Annotated in this window: 19 protein-coding genes and 2 pseudogenes; 9 read left to right on the top strand and 12 right to left on the bottom strand. The window is 73.2% G+C overall.

Annotation, left to right across the window (positions count from 1 at the left end; all coding sequences use genetic code 11):
- Nucleotides 1–10: 10 nt before the first annotated feature.
- The 3 genes from QRN89_RS10150 to QRN89_RS10160 form a co-directional block, all read right to left on the bottom strand.
- Entirely contained in the window at nt 11–952 is a 942-nt protein-coding gene (locus QRN89_RS10150) for a 3-oxoacyl-ACP reductase (protein WP_290349033.1), read from the bottom strand.
- A 9-nt stretch (nt 953–961) separates the two neighbouring features.
- Nucleotides 962–2,038 carry a Zn-dependent alcohol dehydrogenase gene (locus QRN89_RS10155; RefSeq protein ID WP_290349034.1) on the bottom strand — a complete coding sequence of 359 codons (1,077 nt, stop codon included), beginning with the start codon at nt 2,036–2,038 and terminating at the stop codon, nt 962–964.
- A gap of 164 nt (nt 2,039–2,202) precedes the next feature.
- Complete coding sequence (locus QRN89_RS10160) at nt 2,203–3,057, bottom strand: MaoC/PaaZ C-terminal domain-containing protein (RefSeq protein ID WP_290349035.1); 855 nt, start codon at nt 3,055–3,057, stop codon at nt 2,203–2,205.
- A 378-nt stretch (nt 3,058–3,435) separates the two neighbouring features.
- Here QRN89_RS10160 and QRN89_RS10165 point away from each other — a divergent pair.
- Nucleotides 3,436–3,945, top strand: a pseudogene (locus QRN89_RS10165) (response regulator); the annotation flags it as partial.
- A gap of 134 nt (nt 3,946–4,079) precedes the next feature.
- Here QRN89_RS10165 and QRN89_RS10170 read toward each other — a convergent pair.
- Nucleotides 4,080–5,543, bottom strand: coding sequence for an MFS transporter (locus tag QRN89_RS10170; RefSeq protein WP_290349036.1), 1,464 nt, complete (start codon nt 5,541–5,543; stop codon nt 4,080–4,082).
- Nucleotides 5,544–5,737: 194 nt separating this feature from the next.
- A complete protein-coding gene (locus tag QRN89_RS10175) occupies nt 5,738–6,466 on the bottom strand; it encodes a hypothetical protein (protein ID WP_290349037.1) in 729 nt (242 codons plus the stop codon).
- Between the two features lie 189 nt (nt 6,467–6,655).
- Between QRN89_RS10175 and QRN89_RS10180 the strand changes: the two genes are divergently transcribed.
- The 6 genes from QRN89_RS10180 to QRN89_RS10205 all read left to right on the top strand — a co-directional run bounded on the left by QRN89_RS10180 (nt 6,656) and on the right by QRN89_RS10205 (nt 11,891).
- Entirely contained in the window at nt 6,656–8,149 is a 1,494-nt protein-coding gene (locus tag QRN89_RS10180) for a phytoene desaturase family protein (protein ID WP_290349038.1), read from the top strand.
- 201 nt (nt 8,150–8,350) lie between these two features.
- The gene (locus QRN89_RS10185; RefSeq protein WP_093659417.1) at nt 8,351–8,743 is read left to right on the top strand and encodes a hypothetical protein; all 393 of its coding nucleotides are present in this window, start codon (nt 8,351–8,353) and stop codon (nt 8,741–8,743) included.
- A complete protein-coding gene (locus QRN89_RS10190; RefSeq protein WP_290349039.1) occupies nt 8,740–9,378 on the top strand; it encodes a DUF5819 family protein in 639 nt (212 codons plus the stop codon). Before QRN89_RS10185 ends, QRN89_RS10190 begins: the two co-directional genes overlap by 4 nt.
- On the top strand, nt 9,375–10,481 hold the full coding sequence (locus QRN89_RS10195; protein ID WP_290349040.1) for an HTTM domain-containing protein: 1,107 nt from the start codon (nt 9,375–9,377) through the stop codon (nt 10,479–10,481). The genes QRN89_RS10190 and QRN89_RS10195 overlap by 4 nt, the downstream gene beginning before the upstream one ends.
- Nucleotides 10,482–10,503: 22 nt before the next feature.
- Nucleotides 10,504–11,007, top strand: coding sequence for a hypothetical protein (locus QRN89_RS10200; protein ID WP_290349041.1), 504 nt, complete (start codon nt 10,504–10,506; stop codon nt 11,005–11,007).
- On the top strand, nt 11,004–11,891 hold the full coding sequence (locus QRN89_RS10205) for a serine hydrolase domain-containing protein (protein ID WP_290349042.1): 888 nt from the start codon (nt 11,004–11,006) through the stop codon (nt 11,889–11,891). The genes QRN89_RS10200 and QRN89_RS10205 overlap by 4 nt, the downstream gene beginning before the upstream one ends.
- Before the next feature lie 134 nt (nt 11,892–12,025).
- On the opposite strand, the gene QRN89_RS10210 is transcribed toward QRN89_RS10205, so the two are convergent.
- The 7 genes and pseudogenes from QRN89_RS10210 to QRN89_RS10240 all read right to left on the bottom strand — a co-directional run.
- Nucleotides 12,026–12,973, bottom strand: a complete 948-nt coding sequence (locus tag QRN89_RS10210) for a helix-turn-helix transcriptional regulator (protein ID WP_290349043.1) — start codon at nt 12,971–12,973, stop codon at nt 12,026–12,028.
- Nucleotides 12,974–13,343: 370 nt separating this feature from the next.
- Nucleotides 13,344–14,534: a thiolase C-terminal domain-containing protein gene (locus QRN89_RS10215; protein WP_290349044.1), complete on the bottom strand. Its 1,191-nt coding sequence runs from the start codon at nt 14,532–14,534 to the stop codon at nt 13,344–13,346.
- A 158-nt stretch (nt 14,535–14,692) separates the two neighbouring features.
- Nucleotides 14,693–16,918: an acyl-CoA dehydrogenase family protein gene (locus tag QRN89_RS10220; RefSeq protein ID WP_290349045.1), complete on the bottom strand. Its 2,226-nt coding sequence runs from the start codon at nt 16,916–16,918 to the stop codon at nt 14,693–14,695.
- A 203-nt stretch (nt 16,919–17,121) separates the two neighbouring features.
- The gene (locus QRN89_RS10225; protein ID WP_290349046.1) at nt 17,122–17,322 is read right to left on the bottom strand and encodes a hypothetical protein; all 201 of its coding nucleotides are present in this window, start codon (nt 17,320–17,322) and stop codon (nt 17,122–17,124) included.
- Nucleotides 17,323–17,346: 24 nt separating this feature from the next.
- Nucleotides 17,347–17,862, bottom strand: a complete 516-nt coding sequence (locus tag QRN89_RS10230; protein ID WP_290353646.1) for a helix-turn-helix domain-containing protein — start codon at nt 17,860–17,862, stop codon at nt 17,347–17,349.
- A gap of 278 nt (nt 17,863–18,140) precedes the next feature.
- Entirely contained in the window at nt 18,141–18,422 is a 282-nt protein-coding gene (locus tag QRN89_RS10235) for a hypothetical protein (RefSeq protein ID WP_093659431.1), read from the bottom strand.
- 187 nt (nt 18,423–18,609) lie between these two features.
- A pseudogene (locus tag QRN89_RS10240) lies at nt 18,610–18,999 on the bottom strand (permease); the annotation flags it as partial.
- Nucleotides 19,000–19,170: 171 nt separating this feature from the next.
- Between QRN89_RS10240 and QRN89_RS10245 the strand changes: the two are divergent.
- Together QRN89_RS10245 and QRN89_RS10250 are read left to right on the top strand one after the other, a co-directional pair.
- Nucleotides 19,171–19,824 carry a class I SAM-dependent methyltransferase gene (locus QRN89_RS10245; protein ID WP_290349047.1) on the top strand — a complete coding sequence of 218 codons (654 nt, stop codon included), beginning with the start codon at nt 19,171–19,173 and terminating at the stop codon, nt 19,822–19,824.
- Between the two features lie 33 nt (nt 19,825–19,857).
- Nucleotides 19,858–20,829 (top strand): N-acetylmuramoyl-L-alanine amidase, encoded by a 972-nt coding sequence (locus QRN89_RS10250; RefSeq protein WP_290349048.1) that lies wholly within the window; start codon nt 19,858–19,860, stop codon nt 20,827–20,829.
- The last annotated feature ends 107 nt before the right edge of the window (nt 20,830–20,936 follow it).

Genomic DNA, 20,936 nt, shown 5'->3' on the forward strand with positions numbered 1-20,936 from the left:
CCGCGCGGGCCTACGCCCGCTTCAGCGACAGCACCTCCGTCGCCGCGAACGTCTCGTCCGGCGCCCGGTCCGCGTAGTACGGGCCGAGGACGCCGTCCAACTCCTCGTACGAGAAAGTCTCCTTGGCCGAGTCGAACTGCGCCGCGACCCTCGGGCGGTCGACCACCGCGACCATCCCGCCGTGGACGACGAGGAGCTGACCGGTGATGCGGGACGCGGCCGGTGAGGCGAGGTAGCCGACGAGCGGGGCGACGTGCTCCGGGGCGAGCGGGTCGAGTTCACCGGGCGTCGGTTCGCCGAACCCGGCGAAGACGTCCTCGGTCATGCGTGTACGGGCGCGGGGGCAGATCGCGTTCGCGGTGACCCCGTACTTCCGCATCGCCAGTGCCGTCGAGGTGGTCAGACCGACGATGCCGCCCTTGGCCGCGGCGTAGTTGGGCTGGCCCGCCGAGCCGGCGAGGAACGCCTCGGAGGAGGTGTTGACGATCCGGCCGTACACCGGTCCGCCCGACGCCTTGGAGCGTTCGCGCCAGTGCGCCGAGGCGAAGTGGGTGGTGTTGAAGTGGCCCTTGAGATGGACCCGGATCACCGAGTCCCACTCGGCCTCGCTCATGGAGAAGACCATCCGGTCCCGCAGGATGCCCGCGTTGTTCACCAGGATGTCGAGCGTGCCGTACGTGCCCGTGGCGAGCGCGACGAGGTCCCGGGCGGCCTCGAAGTCCGCGACGTCGCCCGTGTGGGCGACCGCCCGGCCGCCCGCCGCCCGGATCTCCTCCGCGACCTGCTCGGCGGGCGCGGCGGACGCCTCGCCCGAGCCGTCGCGGCCCGGCTGCCCGTAGTCGTTGACGACGACCGCCGCGCCGAGCCGGGCGAGTTCGAGCGCCTCGGCCCGGCCGAGGCCGCGGCCCGCCCCGGTGACGATCGCGGACAGGCCCTGGAGTGGGAGTGACATCAGATCCCCTCAGATCTCGATGCAGGTGCGCAGCGCCTCGCCCGTACGCATCTGGTCCAGGGCCTCGTTGATCTCCGCGAGCTGCACCCGGTGGGTGATGAGCGATTCCAGGTCGATCCGGCCGGCGCGCCAGAGCGCGATGGCCCGTTCGTAGGAGCGGAGCACGTCGCCGCCGCCGTACATCGACGGCAGGATGCGCTTCTCGTCGAAGAACAGCTCGAACATGTTGAGCTGGAGGAAGTCGTCCATCGCGCCGGCGCCGACGACGCACAGCGTCCCGCCGCGCCGGGTCGCCTCGTAGGCCGTCCTCGCGGTCGCCGACTTGCCGACGACCTCGAAGACGTAGTCGAAGCCCTCGCCGCCGGTGATCCGCTGCTTGGCGTCGCCGAGCGCGTCCGGCGCGACGGCCTCGGTGGCGCCGAAGGCCAGCGCCGCCTCGCGCCGTGAGGCCACCGGGTCGACGGCGACGATCTGCGCCGCGCCCTGCACCCGGGCGCCCTGGATCGTGGAGATGCCGACGCCGCCGCAGCCGATCACGGCGACCGACGAGCCGGCCTCCACCCGGGCGGTGTTGATGGCCGCGCCGAGGCCGGTGGTGACACCGCAGCCGATGAGCGCCGCGATCTCGTACGGGACGTCGTCGGGGATCGGCACGGCGCAGCCGGCGTCGACGACGACCTCCTCCACGAAGGTGCCGGTCCCGGCGAAGCCGAAGACGTCGCCGCCGGGGCGCCTGAAGTTGGGCGTGCCGGCGTTCATGAACCCGGCGAGGCAGAGCTGGGTCTGACCGCGCCGGCAGGCCGGGCAGCTCCCGCAGGCGGGCAGCCAGCACATCAGCACCCGGTCGCCCTGCTTGACGGCGGTCACGCCGTCGCCGGCGTCGAGCACCTCCCCCGCGCCCTCGTGGCCGGGGATGAACGGCGCCGGCTGCGGCAGCACGCCGCTCATCGCGGAGACGTCCGAGTGGCACAGGCCGGTCGCCCTGACCCGGATCCTCACCTTGCCGGGGCCGAAGCCCACCGCCTCGACGTCGTCGAGGACGTCGAGCTTGTCCTGGCCGATCTCGTGCAGTACGGCAGCGCGCATGGTGCGCCCCCTTCGGGAGTCGGGCTTCGGGTTCGGGCTTCGCTGTTCACGGGCTCGGGGTGCGCGGAGGGTCGGGCGTGGTCGACGGATCAGGAACGGCCGACCACGGTCAGGGGTGGTCGACGGGTCGAGACGGGCGCGACGGGTCGGGTGCGGTCGCCGGATCAGGTGTGGTCGACGACGGTGTCCGAGAGCACGGGTGCGTCGTCCCGCTCCACGGCCGTCACCGTTGCCCCGACGCGCCCCTCCCCGGCCCACATGCGGATGCGCAGGGTCTCCCCGGGGAACACCACCCCGGCGAAGCGCGTGCCGTACGAGCGGACCCGCGTGACGTCCCCGCCGAGAACCGTGTCGACGATCGCCTTGAGCGTCATGCCGTAGGTGCACAGGCCGTGCAGGATGGGCCGGTCGAAGCCGGCGAGCTTCGCGAACTCCGGGTCGGCGTGCAGCGGGTTCCAGTCGCCGGAGAGCCGGTAGAGCAGCGCCTGGTCCTCGCGTACGGGCCGTTCGACGGTCCGGTCCGGTCCGCGGTCCGGCTGCCCGCCGCCGGCGGAGGGGCCGCGCTCACCGCCGAAGCCGCCCTCTCCCCGGACGAAGATCTGCGCGTCGCTCGTCCACAGGGGCCCGTCCCCGTCGGCGGCTTCGGTGCGCAGGACGAGGACCGCGGCCTTGCCCTTGTCGTGGACGGCCGCGACGCGAGAGGTGCTGGTGGCCCGGCCCCGGACGGGAAGGGGGCGGTGGAGGGTGATCGACTGGCCGCCGTGCAGCACGGCGGCGAGGTCGACGTCGATGCCGGGGGCGGAGAGCCCGCCGACGACCCCCATGCCCGCTCCCGCGACGGTGGCGAAGCTGGGCAGCACGTGCAGGCGGGACTCGAGGGTGTAGCGCAGTTCGTCGGGATCGGTTGCGGGGACGCCGGCGCCGAGCCCGAGGTGGTAGAGCTGGATGTCCTTGTGGTCCCAGCTGATCTCGGTGCTGCGGGGCTCCGCGGCGATCGCCTTGGCGGCATCGATGGGCATGGGGATGCTGCTCCTTGGTTCCTTGGCTCCCGGGGGAGTGGAAGACCTCGGTGCGGCCGTCCGCACCGTCGGCCGCACCGAGGCCGTACGGGGCCGGCCGCTCCACGAGGCTGTTCTAGAACGCGTTCTAGGCCGGTTGGCCCCTATGTATAACGCACGCCCCATCACTTGTGAAGGCTACTGACGCAACGTCAGATAGGTGTGTCCGGCCGCTCGCAGGGGCCTGCGGGCCGCCGTCCGGGGACCTCGGGCGACCCCTTCGGCGTACCCGCGGAGCCCCTCCGGGCCCCGTCCGCGCGGAGCCCGCGCCGGATCGCCATCGGAACCCGAATGACCACGCCCGGCGCTCGGCGGGCACTTCGGCCATATCCTGATGCGATGGACGAAATGCCCCACGAACGACGGTCCGGCACATCCATGAGGGTTCTGCTCGCGGAGGACCAGGGAATGAGCGGCGGCCTCGCGCTGCTGCTCGGCATGGAAACGGACATCGAGGTCGTGGCGCAGGTGGCCGCGGGTGACGCGATCGTCGACTCGGCGCTCGTCACCCGGCCCGACGTGGCGCTGCTGGACATCGAACTGCCCGGCCTCAGCGGGCTGGACGCGGCGGCGCTCCTCCGGGACGAGGTGCCGGACTGCCGGGTGCTGATCCTGACGACGTTCGCGCGCCCCGGCGCGCTGCGGCGGGCGATGGAGGCCGGGGCGGCGGGATTCCTCGTCAAGGACGGCCCGGTGGAGGAACTGGCGGACGCGATCCGCCGGGTGCTGCGCGGGGAGACGGTCGTCGACCCGGCACTGGCGGCGGCCGAGGCGGGTGCGACGGGCAGGTCAGGCGCGCCCGGCGAAGCCGGCGCGTCGGGCGCCGAGCCGGGTCCGCCGGCCCCGCGGGAGCGGGGTGTGCGCGGCTGGCCCTGAGGGCCCGCGCCAAGCCTGAACCGTGCCGGGGCTGGTTCCGCAACGGGCCCGAACCGGCGAACGGCCCGTGCGGCGTGCGCCTCGCGCCCGCCGCGCGCCGCCCGTGTTCAGGCCCGGCGCACACGGTCCTTCGGCAGCCACAGCAGCATCATCAGCACACCGCCCAGCAGGATGCCCGTCCCGGTCCGGAAGGCCAGGGCGTACCCGGCCGTCAGCGCCTCGGGGGTCGTCGACCCGCCGGTACGTGCCGCCGCCACCGTGGCGAGCACGGAGAGACCGAGCGCCCCGCCCATCACCCGTGAGGTGTTGATCAGGCCGGAGACGAGGCCCGCGTCACCCGGCGCGGCGCCCGAGGTGGCCAGGGAGGCCAGCGGTGTGCCCGCCAGGCCCCCGCCCGCCATCATCACGATGCCCGGGAGCATGATCGCGGTCACGTACGAGCCGTGTGCGTCCATCGTGGACTGCCATCCGAACCCGGCCGCGGACACCAGCACCCCGAGCACGGCGACGTGGCGCGCACCCGCGACGCGCATCAGCCGCGGGGCGAGCTTGGAGCCGAGGACGACCGCGAGCGAGCTGGGCATGAGGGCGAGCCCGGCGGCCAGGGGGCTGTAGTGCAGCACGTTCTGGGCGTAGAGCGTCATGAAGTACCACATGCAGAACATCGCCGCGCCACAGCTGAACATCGCGGCGTTCGCCGCCGACACCGCCCGCATCCGGAACACCTTCAGGGGCATCAGGGGCGTCCTCGTCCGGGCCTCGACCGCGACGAACACACCGAGCAGCACCAGTCCGGCACTCAGCGGCAGCAGGGTCGCGGGAGCGGTCCAGCCGTCCTGCTCGGTCTGCACGATGCCGTACGCGAGCGTGGCGAGCCCCGCCGTGACGAGCACGGCGCCCGGCAGGTCCAGCCGGCGCCGCTCCCCCGCGCGGCTCTCGGTGAGCCACCACGCGCCGAGGGCGACGACGGCCGCCCCGATGGGCACGTTGATCAGCAGCGTCCAGCGCCACGACAGGGTCTCGGTGAGCACCCCGCCGACGAGCCCGCCCGCCGCCCCGCCGCCCGCGCCGACGGCGGTCCAGGTGGCGATGGCCCGGGCACGGGCGGGGCCCTCCGGGACGGCCGAGGTGAGCAGCGTCAGTGTCGAGGGGGCGAGGACGGCCGCGCCCAGGCCCTGGCCGGCGCGCGCGGCGAGCAGCTGCCAGCCCTCCTGCGCGAACCCGCCCGCCAGCGACGCGACGGTGAACACCCCGAGCCCCAGCAGGAACATCCGCTTGCGGCCGTAGAGATCCCCGGCACGTCCGCCGAGCAGCATGAAGCCGGCGAGGACGATCGAGTACGCGTTGACGACCCACTGCAGCCCGGCGCTGCTCAGTCCCAGATCGGCCCGCATCGACGGCAGCGCGGTGTTGACGACGGACACGTCCAGCACGACGAGGAACTGCCCTGCGCAGGCCGCCAGCACCACGGCCCACATGCGCTGCCCGGTACGGTCGGTGCGCCCCGCGGTCGCTATGGCGGGGTCGGAGGTGCCGGACGGAGCTCGGTGGGCGTGGGTCATGAGCGTCATGCTCCCAGGCACCTGTTCATCCGTACATCCTGATTTCGACGGACGAGACCAGGGACTCCGGTCCTAGGACGTGGTGAAGTCCCTTCCGCCCTGCGGGCGGACGGAGCTGCTTGCGCGACACACCCCGGGCCGTGGCTGCCCGAGGGCGCCATCGGGGGCGTACGACGAGGGCCGGGGTGCCGTCGCGGGAGCGCTCAGGCGAGCCGGGCCAGGTCGATGCTCGCGCCGGGCGCGGGAGCCTTCGCGGACACGGGCCGGTTCCAGTCGGTGAAGGTCGTCGTGACGGTGTTGCGGTCCGTGTTCCTCTGCACGAACCTGACCGGGCCGGACGTGCCCGGGCCGGACGTGCCCCCGCCGCCGGCCGTACTGATCACCACCGACCCGGCCCTGCCGCTGACCGTCTCGGCCCGCTCGCCTTCGAGAGTGACCGGCTCGGCCCAGACGAAGGGGCCCTTGCCCACTTCCTCCGCGAGCGCCCGGTGAATGCCGTCGAGGTCGCACAGGGCGGCCATGTCGCGCAGCTGCGCGTGCTCGGTGCCGCCGCGCAGATAGCGGTTCTCGAAGGCCGGGGGCAGCTCGGCACCGTCGCCGAGCTGCGTCCTCCAGAAGCGGTCGTCCGGCTTGAGCCAGAGGGTCTTCCCGATCTTGATGATGTCGGCGGTGCCGTCCACGGAGGTGATCCGGCCCGCGCACCGGCCACCGCGGTCCATGGTGAGGTCGATGTCCGTCGCCTCGGGGCCGGTCTGCTCCATCCGCACGCGTACGGACGACGCCTTCCGCACGCCGTCCACGGCTTCGGAGGAGATCTCGTCGGGACGCGTGTCCCGTTGCGGCTCACCGGCGCAGGCCGACGTGCCGAGGAGGAGCACCGCGAGGATCGCCGCGGCCGCGCCGCCGTACCTGAGTGGGTGCGTTCGTGACATGACCCCGAGCTTCGTCTCCCCGTTCATGTCCACCCATCCTGCTGGGACGTGCGGAGGAGCGGCAACAGGCGCCGGACGAATGACACGATGCTGCACCCCTGCTTCCGCTTGCGGACGTTGTCGCAGGCCGAGGGCGTTCTCCGTGGTGCCATCGATTCCGTACCAACACCCAGGAGCACGGGGGAGAGTGTGGCGAGCGACCCGGACGTGGTGATTGTCGGCACCGGGCCCAACGGTCTGGCGGCCGGGGTGACGATGGCCCGGGCGGGGCTGCGGGTCGATCTGTACGAGCAGGCGCGGAGCATCGGCGGCGGACTGCGCGGCGAAGCGCTGTTCGACTCGGACATCACCCACGACATCTGCGCGGCCGTGCATCCCATGGCCGTCGCCTCCCCCTTCCTGCGCGCCTTCGATCTGGCCGCGCGCGGCGTCGAGGCACTGGTGCCCGACGTCAGCTACGCCCATCCGCTGGACGGCGGAAGGGCCGCGCTGGCCCATCGCGGCCTGGAGGCGACGTGCGCCGGGCTCGGGCCCGACGGCCCGCGCTGGCGGCGGTTGATGGAGCCGCTGCTGGAGCACAGCGCCGGGGTGGTCGACATGGTCCTGTCGCCGCAACGGGCGGTGCCCGGTGACCTCGCGGCCGCTTCCGCCTTCGCGCGGCGCGCGCTCGTGCACGGAACCCGGCTGGCCGCGGCCGGCTTTCGCACCGAGGAGGCCCGCGCCCTGCTGACCGGGGTGGCGGCGCACGCGGTGGGGCCGCTGCCGAGCCTGGCGTCGGGCGCGGTGGCGCTGCTGCTCGGGCACCTGGCCCACAGTGGCGGGTGGCCCGTGCTCCGCGGCGGCAGTGCCCGCATGGCCGAGGCACTGGCCGATGACATCCGGGCGCACGGCGGGGTGTTCCACACCGGTCGGTGCATCACCGACCTGCGCGAACTCGGCAGCCCCAAGGCCGTGTTGCTGGACCTGGCGCCCAGGGGCCTCGCGCGTGTCGCACCGGGGCTGCCGGCCGGGTACCGGCGCCGCCTGGCCCGATTCCGGTACGGTCCCGGCGCCGCCAAGGCCGACTTCCTCGTCAGCGGCCCCGTCCCGTGGGCCGATCCCGCCGTCGGCAGGGCCGGTACCGTGCATCTGGGCGGCACCCAGGCGGAGATGTGGCGCCAGGAGACCCGTACCGCCCGGGGCACGGCCACGGACGAGCCGTTCGTGCTGGTCGTCGACCCGGCGGTCGCCGACCCCGGGCGGGCCGTACCGGGCAAGCGGCCGGTGTGGGCGTACGCCCACGTGCCGAACGGGGACCGCCGCGACGCCGTCGAGCTGGTCCGCGCGCGCATCGAGCGGTACGCGCCCGGCTTCTCCGACACCGTCCTCGCGCAGCGCGGTATCAGCGCTCACGAGTACGAGGACCACAACCCGAACTACGTGGGCGGCGACATCGGCGCCGGAGCGATGACGCTGGTCCAGAGCGTGCTGCGCCCCACCGCGCGCCTCGACCCTTACACCACCCCGCTGCGTGGCGTGTATCTGTGCTCGGCGTCCACTCCGCCCGGCCCCGGGGTGCACGGGATGTCCGGCTATCTGGCGGCCCGTTCGGCGCTGCGCCGGGAATTCGGCATCCGTAAGGCACCGCCACTGGGACCGGAATCGGCCCCGCCGGCGGCACCAAAAGGAAGGGCCGCCACCTGAGCGGCTGCCGCCTGACGAAAGGTGACATGAAGCTGCCAGTCACTTCCACTTGCTGAAGCGCTCGCACCTGGAACGAGGACCGCAGCGATGGAATGATTTCTCATGTCGGTGGTTCCCGGCCGGTTCCGGAGACACGAGTAATCGAGGATCCTGCGCCGGCGGGAATTCACCCGTTCCAAGAAAGTGAAACAGGGGAGAGAAATGAAGAAGGGCATCGCGGCGGCCGCGCTCGTACTGGGCGGGGCTGCCATGGTGGTGACCACCCAGGCCTCGGCCCAGGCCCAGCCGGCCGTGCCGTCCACCCCGGTGGTGCAGCAGGCCGCCGCCGTCAACGCCGAACCGGCCATGAAGCCGGCCGCCATCGGCGGTCTGGTGAAGGTGGCGGGCAAGGCCGTGGGCAAGGCCGCCACCAAGGCCGGCAAGGCCGCGAAGAGCGCTGCCGAGAAGGGCTACGTCCACGCCAAGGCCGCGGGCAGCACCAAGGCCATCCGCAACTCGGTCGGCAACATGGTCCGCATCGCCAGCCTCGGCGCGTCTCCGGCCAAGACCGGCGCCGCGCAGGTCGAGTCCGTCGAATCGATCTTCGACAAGTGACGGACCACTCTGTGGCCAGGAGGGCGGCGCTGCTGGTCGGCGCTGCCCTTCTGGGCGTGTACTTCGCACTGGCCGCCTTTTCCCAGGCACCGCTCAGCCCGGCCAAGATCCGATACGGTGACAAGGCCAACACCGTGCTCAGCCCCTATTTCACGCAGGACTGGTTGCTCTTCGCCCCCGAACCGCTGGCCGACGACCGCGGCATTCTCGCCCGGGCCTCCTGTCCCGACGGAACTCGAACTCCTTTCTACGACGTGACGAATCCCTATATCGAGCGCACACAGAAGGACAGGTTCTTTCCCTCGCGCATGTCCCGGCTGGTCTCCGGCGGAATGCAGTCCATGGAGAACACGGACCCGTTCCTGAACCGGGTGCGCCAGCAGGAGGCGGAGCGCGACAAGCCCGTCCTGCCTCCCCTCCCCTTCGAGGAGCGCAGCCGGGAGAGTGCCGTGCGGTTCCTGGCCCGCTACTCCCTCACGCAGATGCCGGGCGCGTGCGACGGCAAGCCCGAGAAGGTCCAGGTGCGGTTGTACGTGCACGAGTTCCGCCCGTGGTCCAAGCGCAACGACCCCGAGGCGAAGGAACCGGTCCACGCCGAGGACCTGAACTGGCTCAAGGTGGGTGACCTGCGATGAAGGGGACGAAGGACCGGCTCGCCGGCTTCACCGCGCGGCTGGACCGCCTGAGCGGCTCCCCCGCCGCCGTTGCGGGGGTGTCCGGGACACGGGCCCTGATCGGGTTCATCGGCTTCATGTTCTACGCCAGCAACTACGGCGAGCGCGACTACCTGTTCGGCCCGGACGGCGTGTACCTGTGGCAGGACTTCATCGACGGCGTGCAGGAGAACGGCACGTTCAGCCTGTATGCGCTCAGCACGTCGGGGGCGTGGTTCGAACTCGTCTTCCACCTGGGCATGATCGCCGCGCTGGCGGTCACCTTCGGGGTCGGCGGCCGACTGGTCCTCGCCGTGCACTGGGTGTTCCTGTGGTCGGTGTACCAGCGCATACCGCTGATCCTCGACGGGGGCGACAACCTCGCCTACATCGTGCTGCCCATGCTGCTGCTGACCAACTGCTACGACCGGTTCTCCTTCTCCACCGGTCTGGTGCGGCGCTGGGCCGGCCGCGTACCGGGCGTGGTGCGCGCGCTGTCGCCCGCGCTGCACAACCTGGGCGTCGCCGCCGTCGCCGGCCAGATCTGCCTGGTCTACGTCGTCAGCGGCCTCTACAAGGTCCAGGGCAGGATGTGGCAGGACGGCACGGCCCTCTTCTACGTGCTGCGCATCCCCGAGTTCGAGTGGCCGGGGGTCTCCCGGCTGCTCTACGAGAACGACATGCTGGTCATGGCGGGCACCTACGGTGCCACCCTCTTCATGGTCTACTTCCCGCTCGGCGTCCTGGTGCCCAGCCTGCGGCCCTGGGCCGCGCTGGGTTCCATCGGTCTGCACCTGTCCATCGCGCTCCTGATGGGGCTGACCAGTTTCGCGCTGACCATGGTGGCCTGCGACCTGATCTTCCTCAACAAGGGGGTCGAGGCAGGTCTGCGGCGCGCCCGGGCAACCGGCCGGCGGCTGGACCGCGTCCTACGGGACCGGAAGATGTGGCCGGAAAGGGACGCCCCACCCGTCGCGGCCGAACACACCGGCAACACTGGGGTCTTGACGCGTACCGCCGAGAAGATGGGTTCGATCAGTGGCAGCACAGAGCAGGCCGACCACAACGCCGCACGGACAGCCTGACGAGTCACCGGACGAGGGCAGGATGGTCGGGCTCTTCTGGATGGACCGGGACGGGTGCTGGCTCGGCGCCCCGGCCGGTGCGGAGGGAGCCGGCGTACGCCTGACCGACGAAGGGCTGACGCCCGTCGGCGCACCGGCGGCCGGCACGCTGGGCTGGGCCGGGATCGAGCGCGTCAGCGTGCCGGACGCCCCCGCCCGCTCGGGCCTCCGGCGGGGCCTGCGCACCGCGATCGACGTGGCGACGAGCATGGCGGGCTTCGGCGGCCCGGACAGCGGGCACCAGATGACGGTGTGCGTGACCCACGCCGACGGGCAGAGCGAGTTCGCCGTTCTCTCGGCCGCCGCACCGGCCTACACCGAGCGTGAGGTCGAGCTCTCCCACCGGGTTCTGGCCCGGTTCGTCGCCGGCGAGCTGCGCCCGTCGGTGCTCATGGACTGGTGGCGGTCCGCCGGTTCCCGCTCCGGCCCGAAGCCGCAGGAGCGGGAGGCCGTCCTGGAGCGGCTGCTGACCCCGGCGGGACCGTGAGTCCGCTGCTGCCCCGGCGCGCCGTACCGGAATGCGTGCTGCGCCCGGGACGTGAGCCCGTCACGTCGCACGGCCACGCCGCGGACGTGTTCGTCGAGATCGGCTCGCTCACGAAGGTGCTCACCGGAACGGCCCTGACGCGCATGGCCGCTGCCGGGCTCCTGGACGTGGACGACCCGGTGGAGCGGTGGCTGCCGGCAACGCCGGCGTCCGGCATCACCCTGCGGCACCTGATGGAACACACCTCCGGACTGCCCCGCACGCCCCCGGGGGTGAAGGGCCTCAGCCGCGACCCGTACGCCGCTTTCACCCCACAGGCGCTCGGCGAGACGCTCCCCCGGCTCGACCGCCTCGCGACGAGCCCCGCCGGCCGGCGGCAGGAGTACTCGAACTTCGGGTACGCCGTCCTGGGAGCGGCTCTCGCCGCCGCCGCGCAGCGGCCGTACCCGGAACTGCTGCGGCAGCACGTCCTGGAGCCGCTGGGCGTCGCCGACGAGGTGGCCGTCGCCCCGCCGGCCGACCGCGCCCTGCGGGCGAAGGGCCGCTTCGGCGGCCACCGGGCCGCCTGGACGATGAGCGGCGCCATCCTGCCGGCCGGTGGTCTGTGGGCCACCCCCCGCTCCCTGGGCGCAGTGGTGAGCGGTCTGCTGGTGGAGCAGAGGCTCGGCGGTCCCTCTCCCGCGTGGCAGACGGCGGGCCGACTGCTGTGGCACAACGGGGCCACGCGGGACGCTTCCGTCTTCGCCGGGGCGTTCCCCGACACCGGGGACTGGGTGCTCGTGCACCGCCTCGGCGGCTCACCGGACGAGACCGACCGGCTCGGCGTCGAACTCCTCGCCGAGGCGCGGCCGGAGGAGCCGGCGACGGAGCGGAGTACGCCCTGAAGCGTGTCGCGCAAGCCCCCTCCTGACCCGCCCCGCGGGCGGACGGAGCTACTTCCGCAACACGCTGTGGGCGGGCGGCCCCGGGGAGCCGGCCGGCCCCGGAGCGCACAGGTGCTCTCCGGGGCCGGTCCGCATCAGATCCAGCCGCGCTCGCGCGCGATCAGGGCCGCCTGTGCCCGGTTGCCCGCGTCGAGGACAGCCAGCAGATCGGCGATGCGCCGACGGTAGGTCCGCACCGAGACGCCCATGGCCCGTGCTCCGATCTCGTCCTTGCTGACCTGGCACATCAGCGTGAGGATCTGCCGCTCGCCGTCCGTGGGAGCCGAGGGCACGGCCGGGCGTTCGAGGTCGGCGGGCTTCCGGGCGCCGTCCCAGATCCGGTCGAACAGGGCGCAGACGCTCTTGACCACACCGCCTTCCTGGACCACCAGGACGTCGTGCGCGGCGTCCGCGGCGTCCTCGGGCACCACCGCGATCCGTCCGTCGTACACGAGCATGTGCTCGTCGAGCCGGTCCACCACCCCGACCACCGCCCCGTGCCGGGCGAGGCTCCTGATCCGGGACAACGCCGGTCCCTGGCGCAACGCCTCGCTCGCCACGACGGTGCGCACGCGCACCCCGCGCCGCAGGGCGCGCAGGAGCGCCGGATGCCCCTGGTCGGCGTACGGCTGGACGGACAGGATCTCCCTGCGGGCGAGCAGGGTCAGACGGTCGACCCGCTCGCGCACGGCCACGGTGTCCCGCAACCGCTCGATGCTCTGCGCCGGGAAGGCGCCCGGCTCCTGTGCGGCCCGCAGTTCCCCCACCAGCCGGCGGGACTGGGTGATGCCCCGCAGTTCCTGGTGCAGTTGCTGGAGACGCAGATCGGTCAGCCGGTCGATGGCGGCCTCCGGGGCGATCGCGAAGACCTCGTTCCCCTCGGTGACCTCCAGCAGGCCCAACTGGCACAGCCGCTCCACCGCGCCGTCCACCGCCGAGCGGGACATGCCCCCGATCTCCGCCTGGGCCACTGCCTCGCCGGGGTGATGCAGGAAGTACTGATAGAGGTCACCTTCTTGCGCCGAGAGCCCAAGAATTGACATATCGACTTTGTACAAGGATTCCCCCATGTTGAAAAACTTCAGTCGAGGAGCGCTCGCGCCCGACGCGCGGTGGTCAACCCGCGCAAGATGTGTCGGTGCCGCGCAGCGCCCACCGAAGAATCTACCGATGGTTCTGCTTCTGTCAGCACGCGGTGACGATGATCACTGGCCTCTTCGCCCATTGCACACCCCGGCGCCACGAACACCGTGCGATCTTTTCGGAAACCCCTCAACTGGCTTCGCCGGGCCATGACTTGGAAGAGGGCGAGGCAACGGGACGAAGATCGCGCTCGTGGGCGCCACCACGGGCCTCGCGCTCGCGCCGTGCCGGTGGGACCGGTCCCGGTCCGGCACGCCGGTGCCCCTCTCCTCAGCCCTTCCGCAGCACCGTCACCACCGCGGCCCCGCCCAGCCCGATGTTGTGCGCGAGCCCCGTGCGCGCGCCCTGGACCTGGCGCGGCCCCGCCTCGCCACGCAGCTGCCAGGTGAGTTCCGCGACCTGGGCGAGGCCCGTCGCGCCCAGGGGGTGGCCCTTGGAGATGAGGCCGCCCGAGGGGTTGACCACCCAGCGGCCCCCGTACGTCGTCGCCCCGGACTCGGCGAGCTTGCCCGCCTCGCCCTCGGGGCACATGCCCAGCGCCTCGTACGTCAGCAGCTCGTTGATCGAGAAGCAGTCGTGGAGCTCGATGACGTCGACGTCCTCGATCCCGAGGCCGGACGCCTGGAACGCCCCGTGCGCCGCGGCCCGGGACATGGGCGTGCCGACGACGTCGACGCAGGAACCCGAGGCGAAGGAGTCCGCGGTGTCGGTGGCCATCGCCTGCCCGGCGATCTCGACGGCCTTGTCGTGGAGGCCGTGTTCGACGAGGAACCGCTCGGAGACGACGACGGCCGCGGCGGCCCCGTCGGAGGTGGGCGAGCACTGGAGTCGGGTGAGCGGAGGATGGACCGGCTTGTCGGCGAGGATCTCGTCCACCTCGTACACCTCGCGGAACTGGGCGTACGGGTTGGCCGCCGAGTGCCGGTGGTTCTTGGCGGCGACCGCCGCGAGCTGCCGCTCGGTGGTGCCGTGGCGCTCCATGTGCTCGCGGGCCGCGTTGCCGAAGATCTGGGCGGTGGGCGGTGTCCGGTCGAAGCCGTGGGCGGCGGCCATGATCCCGTAGTGCCGGGCCACGGGTGAAGTGGCGAAGTCCCCGCCGTCCGCTCCCCCGCCGAGCGCTCCCTTCTTCATCTGCTCGAAGCCCAGCGCCAGTACGCAGTCGCTCAGCCCGCCCGAGACGAACTGCCGCGCCATCATCAGGGCGGTGGAGCCGGTGGCGCAGTTGTTGTTGACGTTGTAGACGGGGACGCCGGTGAGGCCGAGTTCGTACACCGCGCACTGCCCGGCCGTGGAGGGCTGGAAGCAGAACCCCACCGGGACCTGCTGGACGAGCTCGTACGGGATGCCGGCGTCGGCGAGGGCCGCGGTGGCGGCCTCCTTCGCCATGTCCGGGTACCGCCAGTCCTTCGACTCGGGCTTCTCGAACTTCGTCATGCCGACGCCGACGATGTAGCTCTTCACCGGGAGGACTCCTTCGGTCTCGGGGCGATCAGGGGCGGGGCGATCAAGGGCAGGACGACCACGGGCGGGGGGATCGAGGGGGCGGTCGGGGGCGGGGCGACAGTCCCCGGGCTGTCGGTCCCCCGCCTGTCGGTCCCCGGGCTGTCAGTCCCGGGCTGTCAGTCCCGGGGCAGTCCGAGCAGGCGCTCGGCGACGACGTTGAGCTGGACCTGGGTGGTGCCGCCCGCGATCGTCAGACAGCGGGACATCAGCACTTCGTGCACGGCCCGTTCGCCCGGCCCCTCGCGCACCGCGCCTTCCGGGCCCAGCAGTTCGAGAGCCAGTTCGGCGACCTTCTGCCGGTGCACGGTCTGGACGAGTTTGCGCACCGAAGCGCCCGGCCCCGGCTCCATGCCGTCGACCTGCAGGAGGGTGGTCCGCAGCCCGATGCAGCCGAGCGCCTGGGCCTCGGCGGCAAGGGCGCCGATCCGGACGCGGCAGGCGTCGTCGAGGCCGTCGCTCCGTGCGATGAGCTCCTCGAGCCCCGTGCCGAAGGTCAACTGGTCTGCCATGTGCACGCGTTCGTTGCCGAGGGTGTTGCGGGCGACGCGCCAGCCGTCGTTCACCTCGCCGACGACGGCGTCGGCGGGCAGCACAGCGCCGTCGAACCAGACCTCGTTGAACAGCGCCTCGCCGGTGATCTCCCGCAGCGGCCTGATGTCGATGCCGGCGGTGGCCTTCATGTCGACGAGGAAGTACGTGAGGCCCTTGTGCCTCGGCGCCTCGGGGTCGGTACGGGCGAGGAGGATGCCGTGGTCGGCGCTCTGCGCGGCGCTGGTCCACACCTTCTGGCCGGTGATCCGCCAGCGGCCGTCGGGCAGGCGCTCGGCGCGGGTGCGCAGGCTCGCCAGGTCGGAGCCGGCCGCGGGCTCGCTGAAGAGCTGGCACCAGCGGAGATCGCCGCGCAGGGTCGGCAGCACATAGCGGGCCCGCTGCTCGTCGGTGCCGTGGGCGATGAGGGACGGCACCACCCAGGTGGCGATGCCCAGGTCCCCGATGCCGACCCCGGCGGCCCGCAGCTCCTCCTGGACGGCGAGTTGCCGCAGCGGACCGGCGCCGAGGCCGTACGGGGGAGGGAGGTGCGGAGCGGCGTGGCCGGTGGGGGCGAGTACGCGGCGGGCGGCGGGCGGCTCCAGTCCTCGGGCGGGGGCGATGGCCTCCCGGGCCTGCGCCTTGAACGACGCCGCCTCCGGCGGGAGTTCGAGGCGCAGTTCGCGGCGTGCGCCGTCGGCGGCGAACCGTACCGCGCGCAGCCGGTGTGCGTCGCCCGGCCCGAGGAGCTGCCGGGCGACGAGGGCCCGGCGCAGATGGAGGTGGGCGTCGTGTTCCCAGGTGAACCCGATGCCGCCGAGGATCTGGATGCAGTCCTTGGCACAGCTGTACGCGGCGTCGAGGGCGGTCGCCGCGGCGAGCGCGGCGGCGAGGCCGGCTCCGGCGCTGGCGCTGGCGCCGGAGCCTCCGCGGGGGCTCACCTCGAGCCCTCCGCCGACGCCTCGCTCGGCGGCGCGGGCGGCGTCCCAGGTGAGGGCGCGGGCCTGCTCGACGCGGACGAGCATGTCCGCGCACAGGTGCTTGACGGCCTGGAAGCGCCCGATGGGCCGCCCGAACTGCTCGCGGACCTTCGCGTACTCGGTGGCGGTGTGCAGCGCCCACCCGGCCGTTCCGCAGGCCTCGGCGGCGAAGAGCACGGCCGCGAGGTCCGCCACGAGCCCGGGTGGGGCGTCGAGGACGCGGTCCGCGGGGACGGTGACCCCGTGCGCGGCGACCTCGGCGATGGGCCGGGTCGGGTCGGCGCTCTCCTGTACCCGTACGGCGAGGTCCCCGGCGTCCACGGCGAGCAGGACCGGGCCGGGGCTCGCGGCGAGGACGAGCAGATCCGCATCGGCACCGCCGAGCACCGGCGGCGCGGTGCCGTCGAGGAGGCGGTCTCCCCCGGCGGCGGCCGACACGGTGAGGCCACCGGCGCCGAGCGCCACGGCGCCGATGCGGCGGCCGTCGGCGAGCGCGGCGGCCAGGTCCGGACGCCCCGCGCGTTCCAGTACGGCGGAGGCGAGCACGTTCGGCAGGTACGGACCCGGCAGCGCGGCCCGGCCGGCCTCCTCCAGCACGACCGCGAGATCGAGCAGGGTGCCGCCCCCGCCGCCGCACTCCTCCGGCAGATGCACGCCGTGCAGGCCCTGTTGGGCGGCCCCGTCCCAGTAGCCGGGCCTGCCCCGGTCCGCGGACCCGGGCGCGTCGAGCAGCTTGCGCACGGCCTCGGGCGGTACGGCGCGCGCGAGCCAGCGGCGCACGGACTCCGCGAGGGCACGCTGTTCGTGAGTGATCGCGATGCTTCCGCTCCCCATGGAGCCGGAGAGTAGAACACGTTCCAATCTGACGGAAGGTCAGGTGCCGGACGGAATCGGCGCGCGGCCGGAGGACGTCACGCGGCGGCCGGTGCGGATTCCGCCGGACCGGGACGTGGTCGGCAGGGTTGAGCTGGGTCATCTGCCGGTCCGTGAGGCCCCGGTACCGCTCGCACAGCCGGCGTGACCGCTTCCCGGCCCTGTCACCGGAGTACTGCGGCGAGAGCCGCGGTCACGACGGCGATGAGCGTCAGGGAGGAGGCGAACGCGGTCGCAGCCCGCAGGATCGCGGCCGGATGCGCAGCCCCGTCCAGGCGGGCGAGCTTGCCCGCTCCGACGGCGACCAGAACGGCGAGGAGGAGGGCCACGGCGGCGGCGAGCAGGACGGTGGCGGGACCCGACACGACGGCTCCTGATGCGTTGGGGTTTCAGGCTGATGCGTCGAAGATCCCGGAAGCGGTGTTCAGCGGGGTTCGGGCGGTCGAAGAAGAACACCGGCGAACAGGCGCCAAAACCGACGGCGCCCAAGGAGCGGCAGGGGTCAGAGGTACGGCGGGAAGTGGTCGGACAGCCGGCTCTCGAACTCCGGGCCGCGTCGCGTCCAGCACGGCCGGTGCGTTGCCGCCCGGGCGGGCGAGGGCCCGGAGCCGGAGGAGCGGGTCCGCCGGCGCCCTCAGAGCATGCGCCAAGGAGACGAGCGTGGCTTCGCTCGGTACGGTCGCCCCGTTGAGTGCCTGGCTCGTCGTGGTGCGACCGAGCCGGGCGCGCCGGGCAAGTCCTCCTACGCTGAAGCCCCGTTCCACCCGCAGTCGCCGCAGCAGGCGCTTCAGGTCCTCCAGCTCCTCTCCGGAAGCCGGTTGCCGCCCTCCCCCCGTCGAAGGGGCCACACCGGCCGGTTCCGCGGTCCCGGCCTCGCCGGAGAGCACGGCCTGGTCCGTCTCCATGTCCGTCCGTCCGTCCACACCGACAGCCTGCACGACGGAGCCCGCCGCCGGGGGCCGATGCGCACGCCCGGCGGAGAATCGCGCGGAGCCGGACGCGGACCCGACAGCCCACCGGCCGGGCGGCAACGCGGTCGCGTTCCCGGTGGGCGGAGCAGCGCGGGCGGGCCCGGAGCCGTCCCGGCGGGGCCCACGGGCGCGCCGGTGCGAGCGGCGCCACCGGCACGGCGGCCCCACCGCTGCCGAGAGGGCCGGAGACGGCCGGAGAGGGCACGCGGGTTTCAGACGGGGAACGAGAACGCCCGGCCGCCACCCTCCTTGACCGCCTCCACCGCCGCCTGGTGCACGGCCCGGCCCGCGTCCTCGTCGTCGGCGGGTACGGGGCTGCCCTGCACCGCGTACCAGTCGGTCGCCCCGGTGTGCTGCACGGTCACCTGCGCCAGGCCGTCGATCCACGTGGTGTGCACGGTCACGTCTCCCGTGATCGGACCACCCTCCGTGGTCATGACCCCGCCGGTGCCGGCGATGATCCCCTGAGTGGTCCACGTCGCCCAGGTGTCCATGGCGCCTCCGCAGCAGTCGTCGTCCCGGGCGATCGCCGGGCAGCTCTCGTGCGTCTGTCCATCGTGTCCCCAATCCGGCCGGAGCACCCGTCGGCGCCCGGTCGCCGTCCGCGGGGCCCGTTCAGCCGGCCGGGGCGCCGCCCGTGGCGCGGAGCGGCGCGCGCCCTCCCGTACGCAGGAAGCGCGCCACGATCACGACCGGTCCGCCCACGAACTCGGCCGCGGTGAACTGCCGGCCCAGGAGCAGCGCCAGGATCACACCGAGCTCCACGACGAGATTGGTCGAGGCGATCTCGAAGGCCATGGCGGCGGTGAGGTTCGCGCCCTTGCGGAACAGCGACCGCGCCAGCGCGACGGCGGCGTACGAGCACGACGACGAGGCCGCGCCGAGTCCGGCCGCCACCGACAGGCTGCGGGGGCCGTCGTCGCCCGGCAGCGAGACCGCGGTGGCCCTCCGGACGACCGCCTGCACGACGGCGGACAGCGCGAAGCCCGGGATCACGGCCCACAGGATCTCCCAGGCCGTGGATCCGGCGAGGGACAGGGCGTGCAGTACGGCGTGGAGCACGGCATCCATGCCGGTCAGCCTGGCGGCACGGGCGGTCGGTGCGGCGCGCTGACCCGTCGGCGGGGCGCGCCCCGCCCGGACGGCGGCCCGCCCGGGCCCCCTACGATGTGACCGCCGAGTAGCCCCGTGCCGCCCGCGCCGCCCCGCCCGCCCCGCCCAGCCCCGCCGCCGGAGGAACCCATGGCCCCCGCCGCCCCCAAGCCGGAGATCCTCGCCGCGTTCGAGGCCGCCAAGGGCTTCATGCCCGCCGGGGAGGGCCTCGCCCTGTACGCGGCCGCCGTGGCGGCAGGGGAGCTCGGGCTGCCGCTGCTGGAGGTCGGGACGTACTGCGGGCGGTCGACGATCCTGCTCGCGGACGCCGCCCGCGAGGCGGGCACCGTCGCGGTCACCGTCGACCACCACCGGGGCAGCGAGGAGCAGCAGCCGGGCTGGGACTACCACGACCCGGAGCTGGTGGATCCCGAGGTGGGGCGGATGGACACCCTCCCCGCCTTCCGCCGCACCCTGCACGCGGCCGGACTGGAGGACCACGTGATCGCCGTCGTGGGGCGGTCGCCGCAGGTGGCCAAGGTGTGGGGCCGCGAGGTGGGTCTGGTCTTCATCGACGGCGGGCACACCGACGAGCACGCCACGAACGACTACGAGGGCTGGGCGCCGCACGTGGCCGAGGGCGGTCTGCTGGTCGTCCACGACGTGTTCCCGGACCCGGTGGACGAGTGGACGGGCCAGGCGCCCTACCGGATCTACCTCAGGGCGCTCGCCTCCGGCGCCTTCACCGAGGTGTCGGCGACCGGCTCGCTGCGGGTACTGCGGCGCACTGGCGACGGAATCTGAGGTACCGCACCCGTCATCCCCTAGCATCGCGACGTGCCGTACGACCTGAACCAGCCGCCATCCGGCCAGCACCGGCCCCGCCGTCTCCCGCCCCTGGCCCGGGGCGGGGCGTTCCTCACGATCGCCGCGCTGACGGCGGTGACGCTCTCCGGGTGCGGCGGTTCGAGCGGCCCCGGCGCCGCCCCCGTACCCGGCGGGCCGGAGGCGACGGGAGCCACGGCGTCCGCGGCTCCGTCCGCTTCCGCCCCCACGGCCGGCGGCCCCAGGACACCCGGGGAGTCGGGCACTCCGGGGACACCGTCGGACGCCAAGCCCTCCACTCCCGCCAGGGGCCCGCTCGCCGGGAAGGTCGTCGTGATCGACCCGGGGCACAACCCGGGGAACTTCCGCCACGCCCGCGAGATCAACCGGCTCGTGGACATCGGGACGAACCGTAAGGAGTGCGACACCACGGGCACGGCCACCAACGACGGTTACACCGAGGCCGCATTCACCCTCGATGTTTCACACCGTCTTCGCACCCTGCTGGAGAAGCAGGGCGCAACGGTGCGATTCACCCAGGACGACGACCGGCCGTTCGGTCCCTGCGTGGACGAGCGGGCCCGGATCGGCAACGAGGCCGCCGCCGACGCCGCGGTCTCGATCCACGCCGACGGCTCGGGCAGCGGCAACCGCGGCTTCCATGTGATCCACCCCGCCCTGGTCGAGCGCGGCGCCGCCGACACCAAGGCAATCGTCGGCCCGTCCCGGGAACTGGCCGAGCGCATCGCCGGGAAGTTCGTGCGGGCCACGGGCAGCGCACCCTCCAACTACGTGGGCGGCGGCACCGGGTTGGACGAGCGCGGGGACCTCGGGGGACTGAATCTGTCGACCGTTCCCAAGGTGTTCATCGAATGCGGGAACATGCGTGACGCGAAGGACGCGGCCCTGCTGACGAGTTCGCAGTGGCGTCAGAAGGCGGCGCAGGGGATCGCCGAAGGCATCGGCAGCTACCTGCTGGGGTAGACCGGGCATCGGACCTACCGGCCGGGGCGGACGGGACGGGCGATAGATTCGTCTCCGCCGGGGACGGGGGCCGCACACCGGCTTCCACCGGCACCCGTACGATGGGG

This window comes from Streptomyces sp. HUAS CB01 (assembly GCF_030406905.1).
GTDB classification, from domain to species: Bacteria; Actinomycetota; Actinomycetes; order Streptomycetales; family Streptomycetaceae; genus Streptomyces; species Streptomyces chengbuensis.